General features: G+C 59.1%; 22 protein-coding genes and 2 tRNA genes. 14 read left to right on the top strand and 10 right to left on the bottom strand.

Annotated features, from left to right (window positions below; genetic code table 11):
- Positions 1–59: 59 nt before the first annotated feature.
- The 7 genes from trpE to fabI all read right to left on the bottom strand — a co-directional run bounded on the left by trpE (position 60) and on the right by fabI (position 7,645).
- Positions 60–1,568 (bottom strand): anthranilate synthase component I, encoded by a 1,509-nt coding sequence (gene trpE / locus Q7V03_RS09425; protein ID WP_304925342.1) that lies wholly within the window; start codon positions 1,566–1,568, stop codon positions 60–62.
- Between the two features lie 44 nt (positions 1,569–1,612).
- Complete coding sequence (locus Q7V03_RS09420; protein ID WP_304925341.1) at positions 1,613–3,490, bottom strand: SurA N-terminal domain-containing protein; 1,878 nt, start codon at positions 3,488–3,490, stop codon at positions 1,613–1,615.
- An 80-nt stretch (positions 3,491–3,570) separates the two neighbouring features.
- Entirely contained in the window at positions 3,571–4,749 is a 1,179-nt protein-coding gene (locus tag Q7V03_RS09415) for an aminotransferase (RefSeq protein WP_304925340.1), read from the bottom strand.
- A 213-nt stretch (positions 4,750–4,962) separates the two neighbouring features.
- Positions 4,963–5,472, bottom strand: coding sequence for a DUF2127 domain-containing protein (locus Q7V03_RS09410; protein WP_304925339.1), 510 nt, complete (start codon positions 5,470–5,472; stop codon positions 4,963–4,965).
- Between the two features lie 178 nt (positions 5,473–5,650).
- Positions 5,651–6,157 (bottom strand): xanthine phosphoribosyltransferase, encoded by a 507-nt coding sequence (gene gpt / locus Q7V03_RS09405; RefSeq protein WP_304925338.1) that lies wholly within the window; start codon positions 6,155–6,157, stop codon positions 5,651–5,653.
- Positions 6,158–6,168: 11 nt separating this feature from the next.
- A complete protein-coding gene (locus Q7V03_RS09400) occupies positions 6,169–6,783 on the bottom strand; it encodes a LysE family translocator (RefSeq protein WP_304925337.1) in 615 nt (204 codons plus the stop codon).
- A 25-nt stretch (positions 6,784–6,808) separates the two neighbouring features.
- Entirely contained in the window at positions 6,809–7,645 is an 837-nt protein-coding gene (gene fabI / locus Q7V03_RS09395; protein ID WP_370651098.1) for an enoyl-ACP reductase FabI, read from the bottom strand.
- Between the two features lie 121 nt (positions 7,646–7,766).
- Between fabI and pdxH the strand changes: the two genes are divergently transcribed.
- The 8 genes from pdxH to tdh all read left to right on the top strand — a co-directional run bounded on the left by pdxH (position 7,767) and on the right by tdh (position 14,189).
- Positions 7,767–8,369, top strand: coding sequence for a pyridoxamine 5'-phosphate oxidase (gene pdxH, locus Q7V03_RS09390; protein ID WP_304925336.1), 603 nt, complete (start codon positions 7,767–7,769; stop codon positions 8,367–8,369).
- Between the two features lie 118 nt (positions 8,370–8,487).
- Entirely contained in the window at positions 8,488–9,015 is a 528-nt protein-coding gene (locus tag Q7V03_RS09385) for a cold-shock protein (RefSeq protein WP_304925335.1), read from the top strand.
- Positions 8,991–9,467 (top strand): DUF192 domain-containing protein, encoded by a 477-nt coding sequence (locus Q7V03_RS09380; protein WP_304925334.1) that lies wholly within the window; start codon positions 8,991–8,993, stop codon positions 9,465–9,467. Before Q7V03_RS09385 ends, Q7V03_RS09380 begins: the two co-directional genes overlap by 25 nt.
- Before the next feature lie 97 nt (positions 9,468–9,564).
- A tRNA-Pro gene (locus tag Q7V03_RS09375) sits at positions 9,565–9,641 on the top strand.
- A 120-nt stretch (positions 9,642–9,761) separates the two neighbouring features.
- Positions 9,762–11,171 carry a YdiU family protein gene (locus Q7V03_RS09370; RefSeq protein ID WP_304925333.1) on the top strand — a complete coding sequence of 470 codons (1,410 nt, stop codon included), beginning with the start codon at positions 9,762–9,764 and terminating at the stop codon, positions 11,169–11,171.
- A 105-nt stretch (positions 11,172–11,276) separates the two neighbouring features.
- Positions 11,277–11,837, top strand: a complete 561-nt coding sequence (locus Q7V03_RS09365) for a helix-turn-helix domain-containing protein (RefSeq protein WP_304925332.1) — start codon at positions 11,277–11,279, stop codon at positions 11,835–11,837.
- 139 nt (positions 11,838–11,976) lie between these two features.
- Positions 11,977–13,167 (top strand): glycine C-acetyltransferase, encoded by a 1,191-nt coding sequence (locus Q7V03_RS09360; RefSeq protein WP_304925331.1) that lies wholly within the window; start codon positions 11,977–11,979, stop codon positions 13,165–13,167.
- Entirely contained in the window at positions 13,164–14,189 is a 1,026-nt protein-coding gene (gene tdh / locus Q7V03_RS09355; RefSeq protein WP_304925330.1) for an L-threonine 3-dehydrogenase, read from the top strand. The genes Q7V03_RS09360 and tdh overlap by 4 nt, the downstream gene beginning before the upstream one ends.
- Positions 14,190–14,324: 135 nt before the next feature.
- Here the strand turns inward: tdh and bfr are convergent, their stop codons facing one another.
- Positions 14,325–14,810 (bottom strand): bacterioferritin, encoded by a 486-nt coding sequence (gene bfr / locus Q7V03_RS09350; protein WP_304925329.1) that lies wholly within the window; start codon positions 14,808–14,810, stop codon positions 14,325–14,327.
- Positions 14,758–15,063 (bottom strand): bacterioferritin-associated ferredoxin, encoded by a 306-nt coding sequence (locus Q7V03_RS09345; RefSeq protein WP_304925388.1) that lies wholly within the window; start codon positions 15,061–15,063, stop codon positions 14,758–14,760. The genes bfr and Q7V03_RS09345 overlap by 53 nt, the downstream gene beginning before the upstream one ends.
- Positions 15,064–15,303: 240 nt before the next feature.
- Between Q7V03_RS09345 and Q7V03_RS09340 the strand changes: the two genes are divergently transcribed.
- From Q7V03_RS09340 to Q7V03_RS09320, 6 genes are all read left to right on the top strand, one after another.
- Complete coding sequence (locus Q7V03_RS09340; RefSeq protein WP_304925328.1) at positions 15,304–15,984, top strand: trimeric intracellular cation channel family protein; 681 nt, start codon at positions 15,304–15,306, stop codon at positions 15,982–15,984.
- 189 nt (positions 15,985–16,173) lie between these two features.
- Positions 16,174–16,527: an Arm DNA-binding domain-containing protein gene (locus Q7V03_RS23860; RefSeq protein WP_370651097.1), complete on the top strand. Its 354-nt coding sequence runs from the start codon at positions 16,174–16,176 to the stop codon at positions 16,525–16,527.
- Between the two features lie 68 nt (positions 16,528–16,595).
- Entirely contained in the window at positions 16,596–17,444 is an 849-nt protein-coding gene (locus Q7V03_RS09335) for a site-specific integrase (RefSeq protein WP_304925327.1), read from the top strand.
- A 355-nt stretch (positions 17,445–17,799) separates the two neighbouring features.
- Positions 17,800–20,151, top strand: coding sequence for a glycosyltransferase (locus Q7V03_RS09330; protein ID WP_304925326.1), 2,352 nt, complete (start codon positions 17,800–17,802; stop codon positions 20,149–20,151).
- A 72-nt stretch (positions 20,152–20,223) separates the two neighbouring features.
- Positions 20,224–22,278, top strand: coding sequence for a glycosyltransferase 61 family protein (locus Q7V03_RS09325; RefSeq protein WP_304925325.1), 2,055 nt, complete (start codon positions 20,224–20,226; stop codon positions 22,276–22,278).
- Positions 22,275–23,240 carry a hypothetical protein gene (locus Q7V03_RS09320; RefSeq protein ID WP_304925324.1) on the top strand — a complete coding sequence of 322 codons (966 nt, stop codon included), beginning with the start codon at positions 22,275–22,277 and terminating at the stop codon, positions 23,238–23,240. Before Q7V03_RS09325 ends, Q7V03_RS09320 begins: the two co-directional genes overlap by 4 nt.
- A 348-nt stretch (positions 23,241–23,588) precedes the next feature.
- Here Q7V03_RS09320 and Q7V03_RS09315 read toward each other — a convergent pair.
- Positions 23,589–23,662 (bottom strand) — tRNA-Cys (locus Q7V03_RS09315).
- Positions 23,663–23,682: the final 20 nt, after the last annotated feature.

The following is a 23,682-nucleotide window of genomic DNA, read 5'->3' as shown; positions in this document are numbered from 1 at the left end:
CCCCGGCTGCGCCGTCGAGTGGGGCCTCGATGGCCCCCGAGGCGGCACCTGTTGCCAGGTCAGAGGTTGCCTTTGCGCACAAACAATCCGGCATCCTCGGCGGCGCGGCGCAGGGCGCGGGATTTGTTGACGGTTTCTTGATATTCGGATTCGGGGTCGCTGTCGTAGACGACGCCGCCGCCAGCTTGGATATACAGGGTTTCGTCTTTCAACACGGCGGTGCGCAAAGCGATGCAGAAATCCATCTCGCCATTGCCTGCGAAATAGCCGACGCCGCCGCCATAGATGCCGCGCTTTTCGGGCTCCAGCTCGTCAATGATCTCCATTGCGCGCACTTTGGGCGCGCCGGATACTGTGCCCGCGGGCAGGCCTGCGAGCAGGGCGGAAAGCGCGTCTTCGCCATCGGCGATTTGGCCAACCACGTTGGAGACGATATGCATGACGTGGCTGTAACGCTCGATGATGAATTGCTCGGTCGGGCGGACGCTGCCAACTTTGGCCACCCGGCCCACGTCGTTGCGGCCCAGATCGAGCAGCATCAGGTGTTCTGCGCGTTCTTTTTTATCGGCCAGCAGGTCCAGCTCCAGCGCTTTGTCTTCTTCCGGCGTGGCGCCGCGCATCCGGGTGCCTGCGATGGGGCGGACGGTGACTTCGCCGTCGCGCAGGCGGACGAGGATTTCAGGGCTTGCGCCGATGACTTGGAAGCCGCCGAAGTTGAAAAAGAACATGAACGGCGAGGGGTTGGTGCGGCGCAAGGACCGATAGAGGGCAAAGGGAGGCAGGGTAAAGCTTTGCGCCCAGCGTTGGCTTGGCACCACTTGGAAGATGTCACCGGCGCGAATGTAGTCTTTTGCCTTTTCAACGGCTTGTTTGTAGCCTTCATGCGTGAAGTTCGAGCGCATCTCACCCACCGTCGCAGCCTCGCCCAGATCACGTTGGGCTTCCGGGGCGCGGTCGAGGTCGCGCAGGGCGTCCATCACTCGCTCTGCCGCTTGCGCATAGGCGGCACGGGCCGACAGACCGGAAGCGGCCCAAGCGGGTGCGACGAGGGTGACTTCGCCCTTGACGCCGTCCAGCACCGCCACCACCGAGGGGCGCATCAGCACGGCATCGGGCAGGCCCAAGGGATCGGGGTTGATGTTGGGCAGATGCTCAACGAGGCGGATCATGTCATAGCCAAGATAGCCGAACAGACCGGAGGCAATCGCGGGCAGACCTTCGGGCAGGTCGACGCGGGACTCGGCGATCAGGGCGCGCATCGTATCGAGCGGCGCGCCGGGCAAGGCGGTGAAGGCTTGCGGATCAAACCGGGCGTCGCGGTTGATCGAGGCCGTGGTGCCGTGGCATTTCCAGATCAGATCGGGCTTCATGCCGACCACCGAATAGCGGCCACGCACTTCGCCACCCGTCACCGATTCCAGCATGAAGGTGTCGGTGCGGGCTTCGGCCAGTTTCAGCATCAGCGAGACGGGCGTATCCAGATCAGCGGCCAAGCGGGCATAGACCAATTGGTTGTGACCCTGCGCCCAGCCGCGTTCAAACTGTTCAAAGGACGGCAGAAGGTTCATCGCAGGGCCTTGGTTTAAGAACGGGTCTTGGGTTTGGTCTGGGCTTAGTTGTTCATCTGGGTATGGACCGCGTTGATCGCGGCTTGGTCCAAGGTGATCCCGGCAGAGGCGGTCAGGGCCGCCGTATACAGCGCCATCACGTCGTCGGAAATAGCGCGGCCCGCGTTTACGTTGATGGCGTCGCGCAAGGCGGTGGCATCTTCGCCCGTGGTGGCGGCAGCGCTGATGCTGTTGAGTTGCACCACGGCGGCGAAACCGGGGGCCTCAATCACCCGCAGATCGTTCGGCTGCATCTGGAACACCGCTTCGAGCAGGCTGGCAGGGGCGTCCGTCACTACACCTTGACGCTCAATCTGGGTGGTGCGCGAGACGATGCCGAAGCCGCCAAGGCTGGCACCGCCTTCGACCGCCGATTTGATCCGGGTGGCCTCATCCGACAGCGCTTTGGCAAGGGCGTTGGCTGCCGCTGCGGCGGCTACTTTTTCTTTGACCTTGTCGAAGGGCAGCGGGGCGGGCGGCACGATGCTGTCGAGTTGCATCGCCACAAGACCGCCGTCATCCAGCACGATGGCTTCGGGGAAATCGCCCTCGGCCATGCTGGCGGCGGTGTCGCGGAAACCTTTGTAGCCGGTGATTGCGTCGTTGTCGTCGGCACTGGCAGCATAATCGGTGGTGGCCAGCGTCAGGCCTTGTTCCTTGGCGACATCGGCGAGGCTGGCGCCGCCAGCGAGGGCGTCATCGACCGCTTCGACCTTGCCCGAGATTTCCTTGCGGGCGGATTCGAGTTGCTGTTCCAGCGCCAGATCGGGCCTGGCTTGCTCAAAGCTGGTTTCTTGCGCCAAGAGAATCGCGTTCATCCGGAACAAAGCCGGGCCGATCGAGGACGGGAACGGGCCGACGACGCCGGGGTCTTTCAGCGCAAACACCGCGTCGCCGGCCTCGGCCAGTTCCTTTTGTGACACGTCACCCATGTCGACATCTTCAAGGCTTAGGTTGCGCTCTTTCACCAGATCGTCAAACGACATGCCTGCGTCGATGCGGGCTTTGGCGGCTGCAGCATCGGCGTCGGTGGCAAAAGCGAGGCGTTCGACGAGGCGTTTTTCCGGGATGATATAGGTGGAAAGCCGCGCTTCGTAGGTGGCTTTGAGGGCCGCTTCGTCCAAGAGCATGGCTTTGGCAAGGGTGTCGGGCAGCAAAGCGACATAGGTGATGCGCTTGGCCTCGGGGCGGGTGTAGGCGGCGATATTGGCTTGGTAATAGGCCTGCAAATCGGCATCGGTCAGCGGCGGAATCGGTGTGGTCAGGGATTTTTCGGTGAGGCGCAGCATCGAGAAGCCGCGCTGCTCGCCTGCCCAGGCGGCGATGGTGTCGGTCAGGATTTGCGGCGGGACGAGGCCGCTGGAGATCGCGGTTTGCAAAAGTTGGCGCGCAGTGTCGGCGCGCAGGCCGGCCTCAAAGCTGGATTCGGTCAGGTTGTTCTGGCGCAGAACCTCGCGGTAGGTGGTGCGGTCAAAGCCGTTGATGCCCTGAAAGCTGGGGATCGCCGAGACTTTGCTGGCGACCGATGCATCGCCGACCGACAGGCCGACGCGATCTGCTTCATTGTCCAACGCGGCGCGGTCCATCACCTGTTGCAGGACTTGACGGTCAAGGCCGATGGCTTGGGCTTGTTGCAGGGTGACGGGTTGGCCGATTTGCTTGGAAAAGCCGTCCATGGCTTGGCGCAGCGAGCGGGCATAGTCGTTGACGTCGATTTTGCGATCGCCGACGGTGCCGATGGAGGCCGTGCCACCGCCGAAATTTGTGACACCAAAGCCGCCCAAGCCGCCGATCAGCATGGCCATCAGCACCCACACCATCACCGAAGCGCCCTTGCGCTTTTTCTTCGGGGTCTCGTCAGAGGAAAGTGGTGCGTTGGCCATGGGTCTGCCTGTCTTACAAAGGTTTGGCCGCTTGTCTAAGCGGTTGCGGGGATGGGGGCAAGAGTGGGGGCGGGTTGCGATTAGCCTTTGAACGCTGCCAGCCGTCGGAAGGTTTCGGCGATGCCTGCGTGGTCGACATTGGCGAAGGCGATGCGGATTTGGCGTTTGCCTGCTTCGGAGCGCTTGGGTTGGAACATGGTGCCGGGGAGCATCAGAAGGCCAGCCTCGGCCACAAGGCGTTTGCACAGCGCGTCGGAGGCGAGTTGGTAGGGGTGTTCGACATAGGCGAAATAGGCACCGCAACCGAGCAGTTTCCAGTCGGGCAGGGCGGTGAAGCCTGCGACCATGGCGGCGCGGCGGCTTAGGATTTCGGCGCGTTCGCCTGCGAGCCACTGGGCAAGGTTTTGCATCCCCCAAAGCGCGCCGATCTGGCCAAGTTGGCTGGGGCAGATGGCGACGGTGTCAAGGAATTTCTCGATCTGGAACAGGCGTTCGGCAGAGGCGGTGACGGCCCCGACGCGGTGGCCGGTCAGGCGGTAGGCTTTGGAAAAGCTGTAAAGTTGGATCAGGGTATCGTGCCAATCTGGGTCGGTGAACAGATCATGGGCACGGCCTGAACGGCTGTCGAAATCGCGATAGGTTTCGTCGACAATCAGCGCAAGGCCGCGCGTGCGGCAAAGGTCGCGGAAGGCGGTGAGGGTTTCCGCCGGATATTCGACGCCGCCGGGGTTGTTGGGGCTGACGAGCACGATTGCGCGGGTGCGGTCGGTGATCAGGCGCGCGGCGGCTTCGGCTTCGGGGATCAGGCCGGGGCCTGCGGACAGCGGCACGGTCTTAACCCCTTGCATATCCAGCCACATTTTATGGTTGAAATACCACGGCGTCGGCAAAATCACTTCATCGCCCGCGCCTGCCAGGGTGGACATCACGGCGCAGAAGGCTTGGTTGCAGCCTTGAGTGATCGCGGTTTGGCTTTCCAGCACAGTGCCGCCGTAAGCCTGCGACCATTGTTTGGCGACCTCGGCGCGCAGGGCGGGCAGGCCCAGTACCGGGCCATAGAGATGGGCATCGGGGTTGTTCAGCGCGGCATCTGCCAGCGCCTGGCGCAGACCAAGCGGCGGGCTTTCGACGGGGGCGGCTTGGCTGATGTTGATCAGCGGGCGCTCGGGCGGGAAGGTCACCCCTTGCAACCAGCGCCGCGCCTCCATCACCGGGGGCGGATCGGTGGCAGCCATGGCTGGGTTGAGGGGGTGGATCATCTTGGGTGCCTCCTTGCCGGCCCCGCTTCGGCGGGCATCGTTGCTTTGCGCCGCAGTGTTGACGGATGCGGGCCTGAGTTCAAGCGCGAAGCGTTCGCGCGGCACTGTCTCTTGTCCCGGCGCAGCCCCGGCCTTGAGCCGGGGCCTCAGCGGTTGTCGAAGGGCAGGAGGCCGTGGCTTAAGGCCGGGGCTGCGTGGTTATAGGGGCAGGTCTTAGAGCGCGGCGGCATTGGCGCTGCGCCTGACTTTCAGGGCTTTGTATTCCTGCCAGACCAGCGCGATCATCATCAGATCGAAGAACGCCAGCATCAACAGGAACGGCGAGCCGGAGTGCTGAAACTCAAACAGTTGGTAAATCACGAAACCCGACAGCACCGCCATCGCCGCCGGATAAGCCCACAGGATGCGCGCCCAGAGCATCAGCACCATCGCCACTTTTAGCCCGCCATGCAGCAGCAGATACCAGCCATAGAAGTCTTGGGTGGCAACCGGAAAGCCCTCCATCGCGCGCTGGGTCCAAGCGGCGAGGGTGTCTGTGGGCTGCTCGGCGATCTGAAAATGCGTCAGCCAATACAGCAAACGCGCCGCCGGGGCATGTGGGGTCAAAAGCAGCCCGAGGCCCGCCAGAAACTCGGCGGAACACAGCAGGCCCTTGATTGCAAGGCTGGTCTCGAACAGCCAATGCAGCACGCGGGCTTTGCTGAGGCGGGCGGTGGCTTTCATGCTTAGACGCCCTGGGTTTGCCGGAAGTGTATCAAGGCGGCGCGCACGGGGCAGGGGCAGACGAGCATGAGGCGGCCTTTCCGTTGCCCAGAGGTTGGGCACGCGGATATGGCGCAGATAGCCGCGCGGTTGCAAGCCCTGTTACGTCAGGCCCACGCAGCCGTTATCTGGGTGGGGGTCAGTCTGCGCCGCGGAAGGGTTGCACGTATTGCAGCGCCATATCCCAGGGAAAGAAGATCCAAGTGTCTTGGCTAACCTCGGTGATATAGCTGTCGACCTGCGGCTTGCCGGAAGGTTTGGCATAGACGGTGGCGAAATGCGCGTTTGGATACAATTTGCGCACCACTTCCAGCGTTTTGCCACTGTCCACCAAATCATCGACGATCAGAATCCCGGTGCCGTCGCCCATCAGATCGGCTTGCGGGGCTTTGATCACCTGCGGCACAGCACCTTGCGTCTGGTGGTTGTAGCTTTTGATTGAAATGGTATCGACGCGGCGGATGTCGAGTTCGCGCGCGACGATCATCGCCGGAACCAAGCCACCCCGGGTGATGCCGACCACGGCTTTCCACAGCCCGTTGTCCGGCCCCTTGCCATCCAGCCGCCACGCCAGCGCCCGGCTGTCGCGGTGCATCTGATCCCAGCTGACGTGAAAGCCTTTTTCGTGTGGCAAGCGGTCGTTCATAGCGGGCCCTTTCAGGTGGCGGCGATCTTGAGGCCGAGAATGGCAAGCATACCACCAAAGCACCTGTCGATGATGGATTTCAGGCTGATATAGGCGGCCTTTGAGCGGTGGAACGAGAAGATGCGGGCGACGACGGTGTTCCAGATCGTTTCATTCAGGAACACCACCAGCAGCAGGGCGGCGTAGACCCAAGCTGGGGTATGCGGCGGCACGGTGCCTACGAAGATCGCCGAGAACAGAACGGCAGGCTTTGGGTTAGCAAGCTGCGTGATCAGGCCAAGGCGGAACGCCGACCAAGCGGTGCGCGGCGGGCGCGTGGTCTCTGTCATGTCCAGCGGCTGATCGGCGGATTTCCACATGCCCCAAGCCATGTAGATCAGATAGAGCCCGCCCACGATTTTCAGCGCGTAGAGCAGGGCAGGGGCGGCCTGAAATACCAGGTTCAGGCCGAACAGCGCCGCCAACGCCCAGACCACGCCGCCGATACCGATGCCGCAGGCTAAGAAAAACCCGGTGCGCAGGCCCTCGATCACACCGGTGCGCGCCGACATCAGCACGGCAGGGCCGGGGCTGATCGCGACCATCAGATGCAGGAAGGCGACGGCGAGGAAGGCGGTGAGGGTCATCTGGCGGCTACCTTATGTGGGGAAATTAGTCCTTACGGCCGGTGACCACATCAATATCCGGCGCATCAACGGCTTTCATGCCGACGACATGATAGCCCGCATCGACATGCAGGTTCTCGCCAGTGGTGCCCGAGCCGAGATCGGACAGCAGGTAAAGTGCCGCCTTGCCGACTTCCTCTTGCGTGACATTGCGCCGCAGCGGGCTGTTGAGTTCGTTCCACTTCATGATGTAACGGAAATCACCGATGCCAGAGGCAGCCAAGGTCTTGATCGGGCCTGCCGAGATCGCATTGACCCGGATGCCGTCTTTGCCAAGGTCTTCGGCGAGGTATTTGACGCTTGCCTCTAGGCCCGCTTTGGCGATGCCCATCACGTTGTAATGCGGCATGACTTTTTCAGCGCCATAGTAGGTTAGCGTCAGCAGAGACCCGCCTTGGTTCATCATAGCGCTTGCGCGCTGGCAGACGGCGGTGAAGGAATAAACAGAAATATCCATCGTCATCAGGAAGTTAGCGCGGCTGGTGTCAACATAGCGGCCGCGCAGTTCGGCCTTGTCGGAAAAGCCGATGGCGTGGACCACAAAATCAATCTTGCCCCACATTTCGGCCAGATGGGCGAACAGAGCGTCGATTGAGGCCTCATCCGCCACGTCACATTCCACGAAAGTGTTCATGCCGATCGAGGCGGCGAGGGGTTCGACGCGCTTTTTCAGCGCCTCGCCCTGATAGGAAAAAGCAATCTCGGCGCCTTGGGCGGCGATGGCTTGTGCTATGCCCCAAGCGATGGATTTGTCATTGGCCAGCCCCATGATCAGCCCACGTTTGCCCGCCATAAGCGGCCCCGTCACGAGTCCAGTTGACATTCGGTCTTCCCCGTCCACCTTATTTCCTGAAAAAGCTGTGTAGGCGAAAGGCTGCTCTGCATCAAGAGTAAGCGTTTGGCCGAAGTTTGGGCCAAAGTTTTGGGCCTCGGAAGGAAAGATCATGGACAGAAGCGGAATTTTTGCGGGCGATGACCCGTTTGCCATCGCGAAACTTTGGATGACGACGGCGGAAGCCTCTGAGCCGAACGATCCCAACGCGATCGCGCTGGCGACGGTGGACCCAGAGGGGCTGCCGAATGTGCGGATGGTTTTGCTGAAGGATATCGAACCTGCGGCTTTCGTGTTCTACACCAACTACGGCTCGGCCAAAGGGCGCGAGTTGGATGCTTCGGGCAAAGCGGCCTTTGTGCTGCATTGGAAATCTCTGCGCCGTCAGATCCGGGTGCGCGGTTTGGTCAGCCGCGAGGAGGGCAAGCCCGCCGATGACTACTACGCGAGCCGCAGTTTGAAGTCGCGGTTGGGGGCTTGGGCGTCGGATCAATCGCAGCCGCTGTCATCCCGGCTTAATTTGATGGCAGAGGTGGCAAAAGTCACCGCCTCGAAGGGGGCAAATCCCACACGCCCGCCGTTCTGGGGCGGCTTCCGCATTGTTCCTTTAGAGATGGAGTTCTGGGCGGATGGCAACTTTAGGTTGCATGATCGTTTTCGATGGTCGCGACAAGCTATTGATAAGCCTTGGGAAATTTTGCGACTTAACCCGTAATTTTCACGAAGCGTGAAATGATCTGTGCGGAAATGCTGAAAAGATATCCCTTGCAACGGCAAGGGATATGACCGCATGACTAGGGCTTAAGGGGCTCTATCTGGGGAAACAGCCTTCGATGAATGATGAAGAAATGGACGTGCAAATTCTGCACGGCCTCGTGAAGTGGTTCGATCCAGCTAAGGGTTTTGGCTTTATAGTCGCAGAGGGATACTCTGGGGATATACTGCTGCACGCCAATGTGCTGCGGAATTATGGGCAAAGCTCGGTCGCTGATGGCGCCGGGATCACGGTAAAAGTGCAACAAACCCAACGGGGTGTGCAGGCGATGGAGGTCGTGAAAATCGAACCTCCGGCCGGATCGGTGTTTCCTTTGGGGGAAGATGCCGAGCATACAACCCCGGAAGAAATCGCGATCCTGCCGATTGAACCGGCCCGGGTGAAGTGGTTCGACAAGGGCAAGGGCTTTGGCTTTGCCAATGTGTTTGGCCGCAATGAAGATGTCTTTGTGCATGTCGAAGTATTGCGTCATTCCGGTTTTGCTGATCTTTCAGCGGGCGAGGCGGTGTGCCTGCGCATCGTTGACGGCAAACGTGGGCGTATGGCGGTACAGGTGTTGTCATGGGAAGCGGCGGTTCATCTCTGATCATGTTGGCTTTGGTGTTTGGCGGTGCGGCCCATGCGGCTTGCGCGCCAGATACGGTTGAGTTGCGCGGGCCCTCGGGTGTGCAGCGGTTTTCGGTGGAAATTGCCGATTCTGAGGCCGAGCGTAGCAAGGGTCTGATGTTTCGTGACCATATGCCCGCTTCGGCGGGGATGTTGTTTATCTATGATCAACCCAAACACGCTTATTTCTGGATGAAAGACACCCTGTTGCCGTTGGATATGGTGTTCGCCGATGCCACGGGTCTGGTGACTTCGGTGCATAGCAATGCGGTGCCGCAGGATGAGACGCCGATTGATGGCGGCGCGGGTGTTGCCGTGGTGCTGGAAATCAACGCAGGCTTGGCCAAGCGGATGGGGATTGCACCGGGGGTGGTCATGCGCAGTGCGGCTTTGGATCAATCGGTCGCCGCATGGCGTTGTTCGGACGAGTGAGCCGTTTCGCTGATTTGAAAATCAAATGACTTTGTCGGGGCAAGAAGTGCTTTAGCGACTTTTCAATCCCGATGAAGCGGGTTATGACACTTTCAGTCGGGGCGTAGCGCAGTCTGGTAGCGCATCTGGTTTGGGACCAGAGGGCCGGGGGTTCAAATCCTCTCGCCCCGACCAATTTCCCAATATCGCCAATGTGATCTTAACATTGTGATGCGAACAGCGCGCAGAGCATTTGCTGTGTTGCCTTGTCCGAGCGGGGCGGGCAGGCCATATCTGTGGCAAAGGAGCCCCGCGATGATCCAGTTTGACAATTCCTATTTGCGCGACCTGCCCGGAACATATTTGCGGCACGTGCCGGATGTGGCGCCTGCGCCCGCGCTGGTGGTGCTGAATGAAGCTTTTGCTGCGGAATTGGGGCTGGAGATTGACGAGCCGGCGGGGTGGTTTTCGGGGGCTGTGGTGCCCGATGGGGCCGAACCTGCGGCTTTGGCTTATGCTGGGCATCAGTTTGGCGGGTTTTCACCGAGTTTGGGCGATGGGCGGGCACATCTGCTGGGCGAGTTTTTGGCGCCAGACGGGCGGCGCTGGGATTTGCAGCTGAAAGGCTCAGGGAGGACACCGTTTTCGCGTGGTGGCGATGGTAAGGCGGCTTTGGGGCCGATGCTGCGCGAATATCTGATTTCCGAGGCGATGGCGGGTTTGGGCATCCCCACGACTCGGTCTTTGGCGGTGGTGGCGACGGGCGAGTCTGTGCTGCGTGAGGCCGGGCCGTTGCCGGGGGCGGTGGTGGCGCGGGTGGCCGCCAGCCATATTCGGGTTGGTACGTTTCAGTTTTTCCATGCGCGCGGCGAGGTGGATAAGCTGCGGGCTTTGTTGGATTATACCATTGCGCGGCATTATCCGGGTGTGGACGGCGCGCTGGGGTTGTTTGACGCGGTGGTGGCGGCTCAGGCGCGGTTGATCGCGCAATGGATGGGGGTGGGCTTTATCCATGGCGTGATGAACACCGACAATATGACGCTGTCGGGCGAGACGATTGACTATGGGCCGTGCGCGTTCATGGAGGCTTATGCGCCGGGGACGGTGTTTTCCTCGATTGATCGGCAGGGCCGCTATGCCTATGCCAATCAGCCGCTGATTCTGGGCTGGAATTTGGCGCGGTTGGCGGAATGCTTGCTGCCGTTCTTCGATGCAGATGCAGAGCGCGCGGTCGATCTGGCAAATGCGCGGCTGGAGAGGATTGCGGAGATTTTTCGCGCCGAATGGGTCGTCGTGATGCGGGCCAAGCTGGGCTTGCTGGGGGACGATGCCGGGGATGGCGCGCTGGCGGATGATTTTCTGCTGGCGATCCAAGGTGTTGACTGGACGCTGGCGTTCCGGCGGCTGGCGGGGGCGGTGGAGGATGAGGCCGCGTTGCTGGCATTGTGCGAGGATGCCTCGGCGCTGAAAGCTTGGCTGCCGCGGTGGCGGGCGCGTCTGCGGCCGGATGCAAGTGCTGCGCTGTTGGCGGTGAACCCGGCGGTTATTCCACGCAATCATCTGGTTGAGGCTGCGCTGGAGGCGGCGACTTTGGGCGATCTGGCCCCGTTTCACGCGCTTTTGGCGCAGGTGCGCGATCCGTTTGCGGCGGAAACAGGGCGCGAGGCGTTCACCTTGCCCGCACCGACGGGGTTCGGGCGCTATGTCACCTATTGCGGCACCTGATCCAGTCGGAATTCGTGCGAATTCCGTGCACGATTTCCGCGCGGAAATCGGCGCGGTGCAGGCTGGGGCGTTGACGGATGGCTTCTGTCTAGGCAGGGTGCTTGCATGAATCCAAGGTCAGATATTCACGACAGGTTGGCGGCTTCGCTGCGCGAGGCGCGCAAGGCGCGTGGGCTGTCCTTGGATGCGGTGGCCAAGCTGTCCGGGGTCAGCCGATCTATGGTTAGCCAGATCGAGCGCGGCGAATCCTCGCCGACCGTGGCGACCTTGTGGAATCTGACGCAGGCTTTGCAAGTTGATTTCGCCGGTTTGCTGGAGGGGCGGCCTGAGGTGGGGATCGAGGTGGTTCGCGCGGGCGCCGCCCCGGTGATCGGTGGCCGTGGGGTTGGGGTTTCTATCCGTATCCTGTCGCCTGCCGATGCGGTGGGCGAACATGAGGTTTACGATTTGCGCTTGGCGGCCAATGGCTTACTGGAATCCGAGCCACATTCTGCGGGCTGCCGCGAGCATTTGACAGTGATCGAAGGCCAGATCCGGGTGCGCTCGGGTGAGGATGAGCAGGTGTTGGGGCCCGGCGATACCGCGCGCTATCCGGCGGACCGTGACCACGCGATTGCGGCCGAGGCGGGTGCGGCGCGGGCTTTGCTGATTGTGCAGGATAGCTGAGGCGGGCGGGGGCTAGCCCCCGCACCCCCAGAATATTTGGGCAATGTGAACTGAAATCCGGCTGAGCGGACGGTATTCCGTTATATTGACTTTCACTTTGGGTTGCGGTTATATCCGTTAAGTTGGAGGAAATTCTGCCATGACAGATGCACGCTTTCTAAACCATTTGCGCGATACGCTTGCCGGGATTGAGGCCGATGGGCTGATGAAGCGGGAGCGGTTGATTGAGGGGGGCCAAGGCGCACGCGTGCGGGTGGCGGGGCGCGAGATGCTTAATCTCTGCGCCAATAACTATCTTGGCTTGGCGGATGATCCTCGGCTGGTGGCTGCGGCCAAGGCTGCGATGGACAGCCACGGCTATGGCATGGCCTCGGTCCGCTTTATCTGCGGCACGCAGGATTTGCACCGCCAGTTGGAAGCGCGGATCGCGGATTACCTTGGCATGGAGGATTCAATCCTGTTCGCCGCCTGTTTTGATGCCAATGGCGGGTTGTTTGAGCCTTTGCTGGGCGAGGCGGATGCGATTGTCTCGGACAGCCTTAACCATGCCTCGATCATCGACGGGGTGCGGCTGTGCAAGGCCAAGCGTTACCGCTTTGCCAATAATGACATGGTGGATCTGGAGGTGCAGCTTGCCACGGCGGTGAAGGATGGCGCGCGGTTTATCATGATCGCAACCGACGGTGTGTTTTCGATGGATGGTACTTTGGCTAACTTGCCTGCGATTGCGGCGCTGGCGGAGAAATACGGTGCGCTGACCATGGTGGATGATTGCCATGCGACCGGGTTCATGGGTCCGCAGGGGCGGGGAACGCCGTTTCACGCGGACGTCAAGGTTGACGTGTTGACCGGGACTTTGGGCAAGGCGTTGGGGGGCGCGTTGGGGGGGTATATCGCCGGACCACAGCCGATGATTGATCTGTTGCGGCAGCGGGCGCGGCCGTACCTTTTCTCAAACGCGCTGCCGCCTGCGGTGGTGGGGGCAGCTTTGGCGGCTTTGGATATTGTTGAGGGCGCGGACGATCTGCGCGCACAGTTGTTCCATAACGCGGCCTATTGGCGTGCGGGGTTGGGGGCGATTGGCTTCCGGCTGCTGCCCGGAGAGCATCCGATTGTGCCAGTGATGCTGGGCGATGCCCCCTTGGCCCAGGCGTTCGCGCGAGCGTTGGATGCGCGCGGAGTGATGGTTTCGGCGTTTTTCTATCCGGTGGTGCCGCATGGCGGCGCGCGGATCAGGACGCAGATGAATGCGGCGCTTTCGACCGATGATCTGGATTTTGCGCTGGCGGCGTTTGAAGCGGCGGGCAAGGAAGTGAGGGCGATCCGATGAAAGCTTTGGTGAAGGCGAAGGCCGAGATTGGCTTGTGGATGCAAGAGCGCGCCGTGCCCGAGATCGGGCCGGAAGATGTGCTGATCAAGGTGAAGAAAACCGGGATCTGCGGCACCGATATTCACATCTGGAATTGGGATGAATGGGCGGCGCGGACGGTTCCGGTGGGTCTGGTCACGGGCCATGAATTTGCTGGCGAGATCGTGGCCAAGGGGGCTTTGGTTGAGGGTTTGGCGATTGGTCAGCGCTGTTCGGGTGAGGGGCATTTGATTGGAAAATTGAGCCGTCAGTCGCGGGCGGGCAAGTTCCATCTCGATCCGGCTACGCGCGGGATTGGGGTGAATGAGCCGGGGGCTTTTGCGGAATACCTCCGCTTGCCTGCGTTCAATGTGGTGCCGTTGCCGGATACGATTGATGACGAGATTGGCGCGATTTTGGACCCGCTCGGCAATGCCGTTCACACGGCTTTGAGTTTCGATCTGGTGGGCGAGGATGTTTTGATCACCGGGGCCGGGCCGATTGGGATCATGGCGGCGGCGGTGGCGCGGCATGTGGGCGCGCGGCATGTGGTGATCACGGATGTGAACCCGGCGCGGTTGGAATTGGCGGCGGAAGTGGCGGATGTGACGCCGGTGAATGTGGCGTCGGAAGATCTGAAGGACGTGATGGCACGGCTGAAGATCGTGCAGGGCTTTGATGTGGGGATGGAGATGTCGGGCAATCAGCGCGGGCTTGATCAGATGATCGAGGCCTTGGTGATGGGCGGCAAGATCGCGATGTTGGGGATTCCGCCGGGGAAATCTCCGGTCGATTGGAGCCGGATCGTGTTCAAGGCGATCACGATCAAGGGCGTCTATGGGCGTGAGATTTTTGAGACTTGGTACAAGATGATCGCGATGCTGGAGAATGGGTTGGACGTGCGCAAAGTCATCACCCACCGCTTTGGGGTGGATGAGTTTCAGACCGGGTTTGAGGTGATGCGGTCGGGGCAGTCGGGCAAGGTGGTGCTTGACTGGGCGTGAGGTGTCCACGCGTGGACAGGCTTGCTGTTTGCGGAACATCAAGGGCTTAAGCGGGGCTTGTTCAGACCTTGTTAACCTTTGCGCGCGGGTGTTGGGCGGGGGAGGGGAGGCGGAACATGCCTCCCCATGCGTTTGTTATTCGGCCTGATCGGCGGGTTTGGCGTTGAGCATGGCGTATTTTTCTTCGCCCAGACGGCCCAGCAAACCAAGCTGGGTTTCCAGAAAGTCGATGTGGCCTTCCTCGTCTGCAGTCAACTCGTCAAACAATGCGCGGGTGACGAAATCGCCGACCTGATCGCAGTGGCGCCGCGCCTCGATATACAAAGTGCGGGCTTCGTGCTCGGCGGCAAGGTCGGCTTCCAGCGTTTCGCGCGGGGTTTGGCCGATGCGCAAAGAATCCAGTTTTTGCAGGTTGGGATGGCCTTCCAGAAATATGATCCGGGTGATCAAACGGTCGGCATGATGCATCTCTTCAATGCTTTCGGCCCGGCTTTTGGCGGCCAGATGGCCCAGACCCCAATCATCTTGCAGGCGGTAATGCAGCCAATATTGGCTGACGGCGGTCAGTTCAGACCGCAGAGCCGCGTTGAGATATTCGATGACTTTTGGGTCGCCCTTCATGGGACATTCCTTTCACGCTGCGCAGGTTCGGTATCTGTTGGCCCGGCACTGCGGCCGATACAACACCGAAATTCGCAGATTGACGCATCGTGTCAAGGAACAAGGGCATACAACCGCCACAATCGGCGCGCTTGCCCAAAGCATGATAGATTTTTCCCGGCGTGATGATGGTGTCGGGATCGGATGCGCGCATCCAATCGACGGCAGCACGGATGTCATGATCCGAAATGGCTTGGCAGTGGCAGACGATCACCAGGGACACCGTATGTCAAAAGGCTTGCCAAGATAACCTAGCGAAACGGTAGGAAATGTAAACCTGATTCTTTTACTTCGAGATGCCGGATCTAAGCTTTGGCGGCGACAGCGCGGCGGCATTGCGTGCTAAGCTGGCCTCAGTCAATGTCCGAAACGTATCCCCTTGGCAGTGCCATGAGGACGGCGCGGCCCGCGCCACATTGAGAAACCCGACTGCCCCATCAGGAAAGCCCGGACCGTGACAGATATTGCTCAGTTGTTTCAGGATCAGCTTGCGCAGGCGCAGATCTTGCAGGCGTCGATTCAGCGCATGCTGGATTTGGCGGCAGCTGCAGTTTTTGCGACGACGGGGGCGCTGGTCGCGTCGCGCAAGCAGATGGATATCGTCGGGTTTCTGTGGCTGGGCGTGGTGACAGGGGTGGGCGGCGGCACGTTGCGTGATCTGCTGCTGGGCGTTCCGGTGTTCTGGGTGATTGATCCGGCCCCGGTTGCGGTCTGTCTGGCGGTTGCGGTGGCGGTGCATTTCAGCGCGCATCTGCTGGGTTCGCGCTATCGCGTGGTGCTGTATCTGGATGCATTTGGCATGGCTTTGGTGACGATTGCGGGCACCAGCAAGGGTTTGGATGCGGGGGCGGGGCCGCTGGTTGCGGTGGCGATGGGGGTGATCACGGCGGCGTTCGGGGGTATTGTGCGCGATTTGCTGGGACAAGAGCCGTCAATTCTGCTGCGGCGGGAAATCTATGTGTCGGCTTCGGCGGCGGGTGCGGTGCTGTTCGTCGGGCTGATGGCGTGGGGTATTTCGCGCGATGTGGCGATGGCGGTGGGGCTGACCATGGCTTGTCTGATCCGGGTTTTGGCCATTCGGTTTGACTGGGCGCTGCCAGTGTTTCGCCCGCGCCCCGAGCGCCCACCGCTTTGATAAAGTGTCAGGATTTCAGCAAAAAAAACCTGGAGGCGGGTATCGCCTCCGAATCTGTGTTTTATCATGTAACATACTAAATCAATACGTAAGCTAAGCATCTGATTTTTAATAGTTCACTCGTCGAAATCCGTAGCATACAGTCACATCCAGCATCATTTTTTTTGGCGGGCTAGAAGGCGGGTCAAAATGCCTAGAGAATCCAAGGAGCTTTCTGCGCTGGCGGTGAAGAGGCTTCCAGAGGGTGTTCATGCCGTAGGCGGCGTTCCGGGTCTGCTCTTGCAGGTGCGGGATAGCGGGTCGCGGTCATGGTTGCTACGCTCGGTTGTCGGTGGGAGGCGGCGTGAAATGGGGCTGGGGCCTTACCCAGAGGTTGGGCTGGCCGAAGCCCGTAGTGAGGGCGCGCGGATGCGAGGCCTGATCCGGGGGCCGGACGTGACCCGATTTCCGAACGGCAAGAGGCCCGCGCCGCCCTTGCAACGGCCAAACGGAAAGGCAAGACGTTCGCGGAAGTTCTGGACGAATACGCCGCCGAAAAGCTGACCGAAATCAAAGAAGACAAGTATCGGAGCCAGTGGCAGGCCACGGTCAGGAATTACGCCCTTCCAGTCTTGGGCGACACGCTGGTGCATAATATCGGACTGGATGACGTGTTGCGAGTCTTGACCCCGATCTGGCATGAAAAGACCGAGACCGCGAGCAAGTTGCAAGGCAGGATGGACAAGGTGATCGCCTTTGCGATCGTCAAGGGATACCGAGAGGGCGGCAACCCGGCCCAGTGGAAAAGCAACCTCTCTCTGGTTTTGCCCTCGCCGTCAAAGGTCTCTGCGAGCGAGCATTATCCTGCCCTCCAACTCGATGATGGGCCGCGCTGGTGGAGCGATCTGCAATGCCGCGATGGGATGGGCGCGAGGGCCTTGGAGTTTCAGGCCATGACGGTTTCCCGGTCGGGGGCAGTGCGCTTCGCCACATGGGATGAAATCGACATGAAGGCTCGGCTCTGGACCATCCAGCCGGGGCGGAAGGCATCAAAGATCAAGCCGCGCAGCCAAGGGGGCCGTCCGCATCGGGTGCCGCTCACCCCTGAAATGGTGGCGCGACTTGAGGCGCTCCCTCGGTTCGAGGGCTGCAATCTGGTTTTTCCCTCGCCCACGGGTAAGGACCTGTCCGACGCCACGCTCGGCAAGGTGATGGAGACCATCCACAGCGCGGATATCCGTCGAGGCGGTCTGGGATATCTGGACCGCGATACTGGAAAGCCTGCGGTGCCGCACGGCCTTCGCGCTTCTTTCAGTACGTGGGTTTCTGACCACACAGATTTTGAACGTGACATGGCGGAAATCGCCCTCGCGCATCTGGTAGGGACGAAGGTCGCGCAGGCTTATGATCGTGCCGACCGGATTGAGAAACGGCGAGGAATGATGGCGCGATGGATCGAGAAGCTGACAACCGGAAAGTGATATCATACGCTGATGCTGTGGATTTCGCCTTTGATGCTTTGGTGGAGCGCGTCAACCAGTTTGTCCGGGGGCGACAACCACCTTGGCCGGTTTAGGGCCGATGGGGTTGGCGTAGATTGAGGTGTCTGGTTCAGATGTCTCCTTCGGTTTGGCTGCCCAAAGATAGCAGCGCAATACATTGTGCGTAGCTTGGGAACGAGATAGCGGAGGTTTACGTCAGATGGCCGAATCAACCATGCGCAGACTTACAGCCGAAGCTATTGGCATCGGACTTAACTCATAGAAAGCAGATCGGCATGACGTTTTGAATTCCAAAAGGTCTAGTATAGGTACAGGGTCCATTAATCCGGCGGTTTTGGCCCCTGCGACCGATGATGACGAATTCCTTCGCTGCGGCATCGCAAGTTTTGCGTCCGGCGCATTGGTTGACGCGCATAAAGCTTTTCGCCTTGCTTTAACTTGTGCTCCGGACAATGGGCGCACCCATGCGCTGATCGCAAACACGTATCTTCGTCTTGGGGCCCCGGCACTTGCACTGCATCACGCGCAAACCGCGTTGTCAGTCCTTCCAAATGATCTTGATGCGCGCGTGGCGCTGGCGGGCGCTGCCCTGAAACTAAAAAACTTTGCGCTTGTGCGCGACGCGATCAAAGCCCTTGATCCATATCCCCAAGCGGCGGGCCTAAATGCCTTGCTTCATTTAGCGCTTTCTCTGGAAGCAGGTGATTTTGAGAGCACGTTGTTTGAGCTTGCCGAAATTCTGGAAGTTCGTCCAGAAGACCACTTTGCAAAGGAACTATTTGCGCAGGCGTTTTGCGCGTTCCAGAATGATTCAGATGAAGGCCGCTTCAGAGACTTTATCGACAGCATAGGGCTGCAACCTTGGACATCTGATCCACTTCCTGCCGGAGCGTGGACAGAGCCAGAAGCTTCATCCATCGACATTATCATTCCGATCTTCAATGCCATCGAGGATCTTTCACGCTGCCTTGCCTCTGTTCGCCAATGGCACTGCCCTGCTATCGGAAAAATCATCCTTGTGGATGACTGCTCTGACCCGGATGCTGAGGCTTGGATAAATGCTTACGCGCGTGAGCTTGAGAATGTTGTCGTCGTCCGAAATTCACAAAATCAAGGGTTCACCCGCAGTATTCTGGCCGGGATGAAGAAGAGCACGGCACCCTACGTTGTTCTGCTGAACAGTGATACAACTGTGACTGCGGGCTGGGTTGATGGCCTGTGGCGCGCCATGAATCGGCGATGGACAACCGCGCTGGCCGGGCCGCTTTCGAACAACGCATTTCATCAGACAATCAAACCCCCCATTTTGCCATCACATTCAGAGATGTCCGTCGTGGGTGATCTGGAAAACGATCCAGATCTCGCGGCAGCGTTTGTTCGCCTCACAAGTCGCCGCTCGTATCCGCGCGTTCCGTTCTTGTCGGGGTTCTGTCTTTTGATGCGCCGAGATGCCTTCGATCTTGCGGGCGGCCTTGACTCGGAGGCCTTTCCCTTTGGCTATTGGGAAGTCCAAGATCTTTGTCTGAAGATCCTGGATCTGGGTATGGATGCGGTGATAGCGGATGATGTGTATGTGCATCATTCAAGCAGCCGCAGCATTGCCAGTTTGCGCAAGACGGAACTCGTCAAGACTGGTCTAGAACGCCTAAGTGCAAGGTTCTCGACGCTGCGGGTGCTTGCAGCGCAACAACTCAGTGCAACAGAGCCTGAGGTCACGCATCATATGCGGGCTTGGCACACCTATGAGACGCAAGTTGCGATGCGGCAGAACTGCAGCCAGCCGGTCGATCGGCCTCTTGGCGGAATGCTTGGTGAGCTGGTTGTTCAGAAAGCACCACCTGCGTCGTTTATCGGAAAAGAAGTCTGCTTCTTCGTGTCTCACGCGCCGCTTGGCGTGACACTGGAGTACACAAGGCAGTATATTGGTGCCATCCGCGACGCGGGAGTTCAGGTGGTGCTGTGCCTCTCCACCGACAACATGTGGCTCCCAATCGACAAGAGTATCGAGGACTGTGTGGATGGTCTGATTATCCGCCAGAATGTCGGTTTTGACTTTGCCGCATGGGCAGACATGCTGCGTACATTCCCTGAAGTCTGGGACTCGGATCGGGTGTTCTTCGCGAACGACAGCCTGATCGGGCCGTTTGCATCGCTTGAAAGTATAATTCAAGATATCCGGACGCGAAATGGTGGCTTTTTTGCGCTGAGTGAATGCACGAACTCATCGTATCATGCCCAGAGCTATTTCTTTGGGTGGAACCGCCAGAATCTGCAAGCTGAAGCATTGCGCCGTTTTTGGGAGAGTATCGCAAACGAAGAAGACAAGACGCAGGTTGTTTTGAAGTATGAGTATGCGATAGCGCCTCTCAGCCCTGCCCTGCCTGATCCAAGTCAGCATTTCGTGTTCGGGATGGAGACGCTGTTTGGATGCGAACCGTCAATGATGTCTGGTTTCAATCCGACGCACGGTGCATGGCGGCGAATGCTGGATCTTGGGTTTCCCTTCGTAAAGACAGACTTGCTGCGTGATGGCGTCTTCCCAATTGATACATCAGACTGGAAGACCGTCTGCGCGGGCCATGGCGCGGACACAGATGCGGTGATGCGGCATGTCGAGGGATCTCGCATAAACCGCCTGCCTTTCCGAAAGCACGACCAACCTATGACACAGTCGGACCACGGCTAAGCTGGCCGTCACAACGCATCGCCTTTGCAGGACAAGTCGGCCAATGAAGCAGGGAATTGATCGAGAGCCAAAATGAGAAAACGCATCTTTCTTCACGTAGGGCTGCCAAAAACCGGTAGTTCAGCCCTGCAGGCACTGCTCTCCAAAAATGCGGAAGCACTCGAGCGCATTGGCATTTTTTATCCCAATCCAGAAAATGCGCAGGTCGCAAACTGCACCGGCAACCTGCTGCATGTGATGTTGAATATGGCAGCCGCCGACCGTGTCATTCACAATCACCAAGAGCTGGTACGGGCCTATCTGGCGCGGACGGTTGACGCGGCGATCAACGCCAGCGCCTGCCAGACTGTGCTTCTGTCAGGGGAGTTTTTAAGCCAATGGATGTCAAGCGAGACTGTCGAATGGTTAAAAGATCTCGACATTCACCATTCCGTCACGATCATCGCATTTGTCCGCGATATCTATGATCAAACTGTTTCAGGCTGGAAGCAGGCTATAAAGACAAGTTCAACATCAGTAGACCTCGACGCGTTTGTTAAGTCCCTATCCTTGAAAAGGAAAGATACCGCACTGCATAACGTTGCCATGCTTGCGGACGGCGACTTGGATCTGCGCCTCGTCAATTACGATCACCACAAGGCAGGACTGTTTGATGCGCTTTTGCGCGAAATCGGTGTTGAGACGGCTGGCGTCGATCTCTACCGCGGCGAGAACAGGCTGTTTAATCCGTCGATCTCGTATCGGCAGGCAAAGATAATTGCCCTATCGTCGCAGTCTGCCAGTTTGTCAAGACTGTCAGCAACACTACTGAACCAGTTCAGAACGTCCGTTGATCTTCGTAAGGATCCTGTGTTCACGGACATTGACCAGAGCTTGCTGGATAACTTCAGTTCCGAGCTTTGCGTGTTCAACCGGCTGCTTCCCGAGAGTGAGAAGCTTAGGGTTTTACCTAGGCCCGCCGACTTCCACAATGAAGCCGGTATGTTCGATGCGGACGACCTTTCGCAATTATTTGAATTGTTCGGGAACTTACTCGCAAAATCTTCGGCAGGTGCCGCCGCAACTCCACAACAAAAATCGCCTGAACTTCCGGCAGATTTCGATGCCGAAGAATATCTGCTGCGCAACCCAGACGTCGCCGAAGCGGGAATGGACCCTATCTACCATTACCTCAACCATGGCCGGTTCGAGTTTAGAAGTTATAAAGGGCAAGAAATGCCGCGCGGCACTGTTGCCCTGGCTGAAAGAGTTCCTGGCTCCAAGGTTGCCACATCGGCAGGGCTTCATTTTGATTTCCTTGACTCGCGCGAGTTCGGTCACAAGGATCATTTTTTTCACTTCATGCTGGGATATTTGCTGCCAGCACTGGACATCGCGCTTTCTGTGGATGCCCCACCCCGCGTTTGCTTTGAAGATTGTGGCCCCCTGATGAACGCCGCGTTGTCGCAGGCATGCGCCCTGCTCGGGTTAGAGTTTGCCGACGCCGCGACCAGTCTGGACAAAGTCCTGGTGCCGCGTTGGGACCGATTTCTATTGCGACCGGATGGATCCCGACCGCCTGAGGCACTTGGAATCGCATTTCTTTCGGCGACACGCAAAATCAGATCCCGCCTGATCCAAGAGGCACTTGTGTCCGTTGCCGACCTGGGAACAAGCGCTCCGTGGTTGGAAGCGGATGTCCTCGTCTTCAGGCGTTCACCTGAACATGCCTTCTATACGCAAGGCGGCGGCGCAAGGCATCCCGGCTATGGCGCGGGTAGCCGTCAGTTGTGCAATGCCCCTGAGATCACACAAGCCCTGATAGATGCGGGCATTCGTGCCTGTGAGATTGATCTCGGGGCAATTCCCTTCGCTGAGCAAATTGCGGCCATCCACAGGGCAAAGGCTGTCGTAGGTGCTCGCGGCGCAGAGTTTGCACATCTCGTTTGGATGCGGCCTTCTTCGGCGGCGTTGATGTTCGCGACGCCTATTGCAAGCCCAAATCATGTGACACGGACTTTAGCAAATATCCTGGATCTGCGACTGATGGAGGTCGACGTCGCAGCCGATCACTTCGATGGCCCCGTGCAAAGGACAGTGATGTGGGCGCTTGAGGCAGGGCTGCGTTCAGGGGGCGAACGGACATGAGCAAAAGATATCAAGGCGGCGGGTCAGCCCTTGCCTTTGATGCGGATGCCTACGGGGCTACGCTTTCTTGGCTGGGACACCCTTTGCGTGATCTCGGCATTGCGGCTGTTTGCCGTCCGTTTGGAGACGGCCATTGCGATCTGCGAGGCAGTTGGCCCTATCAGTCCCTTCCTGGTCTGGAGGGATTGCTGCGTTTGCAAAAACTGTGTCCAACGCCATTGAGCTATACTGCGGTCATTCGTCCGGACATTGGGGCCGAAGTCTTGGCCTCATCGCTAAAAAGCATCGATGATCGCTTTGCTATGACATGCAAACCGCTCAAGCCGCATCTGGCGCATCTTCCAGATAGACGCGCCGCCTGTGAAACCTATTCATCGCGCACTCGCAATCGCCTCGCTCAGGCCAACGAGATATTCACAGTCGCACGTGAAGCTCTTGGGACGTGCCATATGATCATGGCGGACTGGCAGAAGCGGCTGAAGGCTCTTCGCGGAATACCGGATCAGTCCTCGCCAGATGCAGCGCATTTCAAATGCCTTATCGCGGCGCAACTTCCGAATGAATTTGAAACTGCCGCTGTTACACTGCGTTGGCGAACAAGTGGCGAGATTGCCGGTATTTTCCTTTTCGTATCGTCATCCGGAAGCGCAAGCTGGCACGCGCATAGTTTCCTAGTTGCCCCGGAAGCCATTGATCAGTTCGGCAGCTACCTGCTCTTCGACGCTGCGTTGGGTATTCTGGGAGCAGGTGAGATGTGGTTTGGAGGCGCCCCAGCAGGCCCGAACGGGGAGGGCGTCTTTCGATTCAAACAACGGTTCACGAATGCCTTCCGTTCAGCACATATTATCAGCATAGATCTTGATCCGAAGGCGTTGACCGAAGTTCGGGCGCAGTCAGGCCGTTTTGCGTGGCTTCCTGACTATCACAATCCTGAACTTGCAATGGCCAATCTGAGAAGTTGAGGGTTTGGGCGCATCTGATCTTGTGGGCCGTCGCGGTTACTGCATTCTGTTTGCCGACCCGCGATGACACGTCAGCCTTCTGACAAACAATCATTACATTGGCATATTGCGATGCCGTCAGGAGGGGGCATCCACGCCATCAAAAGAGCCTGTGGTGGAGGTCACCGGGATAGCCCCCTCGGACGTGAGCCCCCTTCCTTCCGGGGGTCTGATGCAATCAGCGGACACCGTGTTGCAATCGGCCGCATTGGGTCACGACTAGTCGCACAATTTATGGCTGGTAGATAGGCGGGTCAGACAGCTGATGCAAAATTAAATCTATATAAATCAAATATTTATAAATTTTCCTGGAGGCGGGTATCGGAATCGAACCGATCTACATGGATTTGCAATCCAGCGCATAGCCTGCCTGCCCACCCGCCTCACTGTTGCTTCCATTAAG

The sequence above is a fragment of the Cypionkella sp. genome (assembly GCF_030652235.1).
Classification (GTDB): domain Bacteria; phylum Pseudomonadota; class Alphaproteobacteria; order Rhodobacterales; family Rhodobacteraceae; genus Cypionkella.
Note: the sequence above shows the minus strand (reverse complement) of the source record. Positions and strands in the feature narration are given on the sequence as shown.

Bases quoted from the DNA above. Each gene is read 5' to 3' on its own strand.
- Q7V03_RS09380 (WP_304925334.1), top strand. From the start codon at position 8,991: ATGGGAAGCGGCGGTTCATCTCTGATCATGTTGGCTTTGGTGTTTGGC.
- Q7V03_RS09420 (WP_304925341.1), bottom strand. From the start codon at position 3,490: ATGGCCAACGCACCACTTTCCTCTGACGAGACCCCGAAGAAAAAGCGC.
- Q7V03_RS09415 (WP_304925340.1), bottom strand. From the start codon at position 4,749: ATGATCCACCCCCTCAACCCAGCCATGGCTGCCACCGATCCGCCCCCG.
- Q7V03_RS09400 (WP_304925337.1), bottom strand. From the start codon at position 6,783: ATGACCCTCACCGCCTTCCTCGCCGTCGCCTTCCTGCATCTGATGGTC.
- pdxH (WP_304925336.1), top strand. From the start codon at position 7,767: ATGGACAGAAGCGGAATTTTTGCGGGCGATGACCCGTTTGCCATCGCG.
- gpt (WP_304925338.1), bottom strand. From the start codon at position 6,157: ATGAACGACCGCTTGCCACACGAAAAAGGCTTTCACGTCAGCTGGGAT.
- trpE (WP_304925342.1), bottom strand. From the start codon at position 1,568: ATGAACCTTCTGCCGTCCTTTGAACAGTTTGAACGCGGCTGGGCGCAG.
- tdh (WP_304925330.1), top strand. From the start codon at position 13,164: ATGAAAGCTTTGGTGAAGGCGAAGGCCGAGATTGGCTTGTGGATGCAA.
- Q7V03_RS09365 (WP_304925332.1), top strand. From the start codon at position 11,277: ATGAATCCAAGGTCAGATATTCACGACAGGTTGGCGGCTTCGCTGCGC.
- bfr (WP_304925329.1), bottom strand. From the start codon at position 14,810: ATGAAGGGCGACCCAAAAGTCATCGAATATCTCAACGCGGCTCTGCGG.
- Q7V03_RS09385 (WP_304925335.1), top strand. From the start codon at position 8,488: ATGAATGATGAAGAAATGGACGTGCAAATTCTGCACGGCCTCGTGAAG.
- Q7V03_RS09320 (WP_304925324.1), top strand. From the start codon at position 22,275: ATGAGCAAAAGATATCAAGGCGGCGGGTCAGCCCTTGCCTTTGATGCG.
- Q7V03_RS09370 (WP_304925333.1), top strand. From the start codon at position 9,762: ATGATCCAGTTTGACAATTCCTATTTGCGCGACCTGCCCGGAACATAT.
- Q7V03_RS09410 (WP_304925339.1), bottom strand. From the start codon at position 5,472: ATGAAAGCCACCGCCCGCCTCAGCAAAGCCCGCGTGCTGCATTGGCTG.
- fabI (WP_370651098.1), bottom strand. From the start codon at position 7,645: ATGTCAACTGGACTCGTGACGGGGCCGCTTATGGCGGGCAAACGTGGG.
- Q7V03_RS09325 (WP_304925325.1), top strand. From the start codon at position 20,224: ATGAGAAAACGCATCTTTCTTCACGTAGGGCTGCCAAAAACCGGTAGT.
- Q7V03_RS09360 (WP_304925331.1), top strand. From the start codon at position 11,977: ATGACAGATGCACGCTTTCTAAACCATTTGCGCGATACGCTTGCCGGG.
- Q7V03_RS23860 (WP_370651097.1), top strand. From the start codon at position 16,174: ATGCCTAGAGAATCCAAGGAGCTTTCTGCGCTGGCGGTGAAGAGGCTT.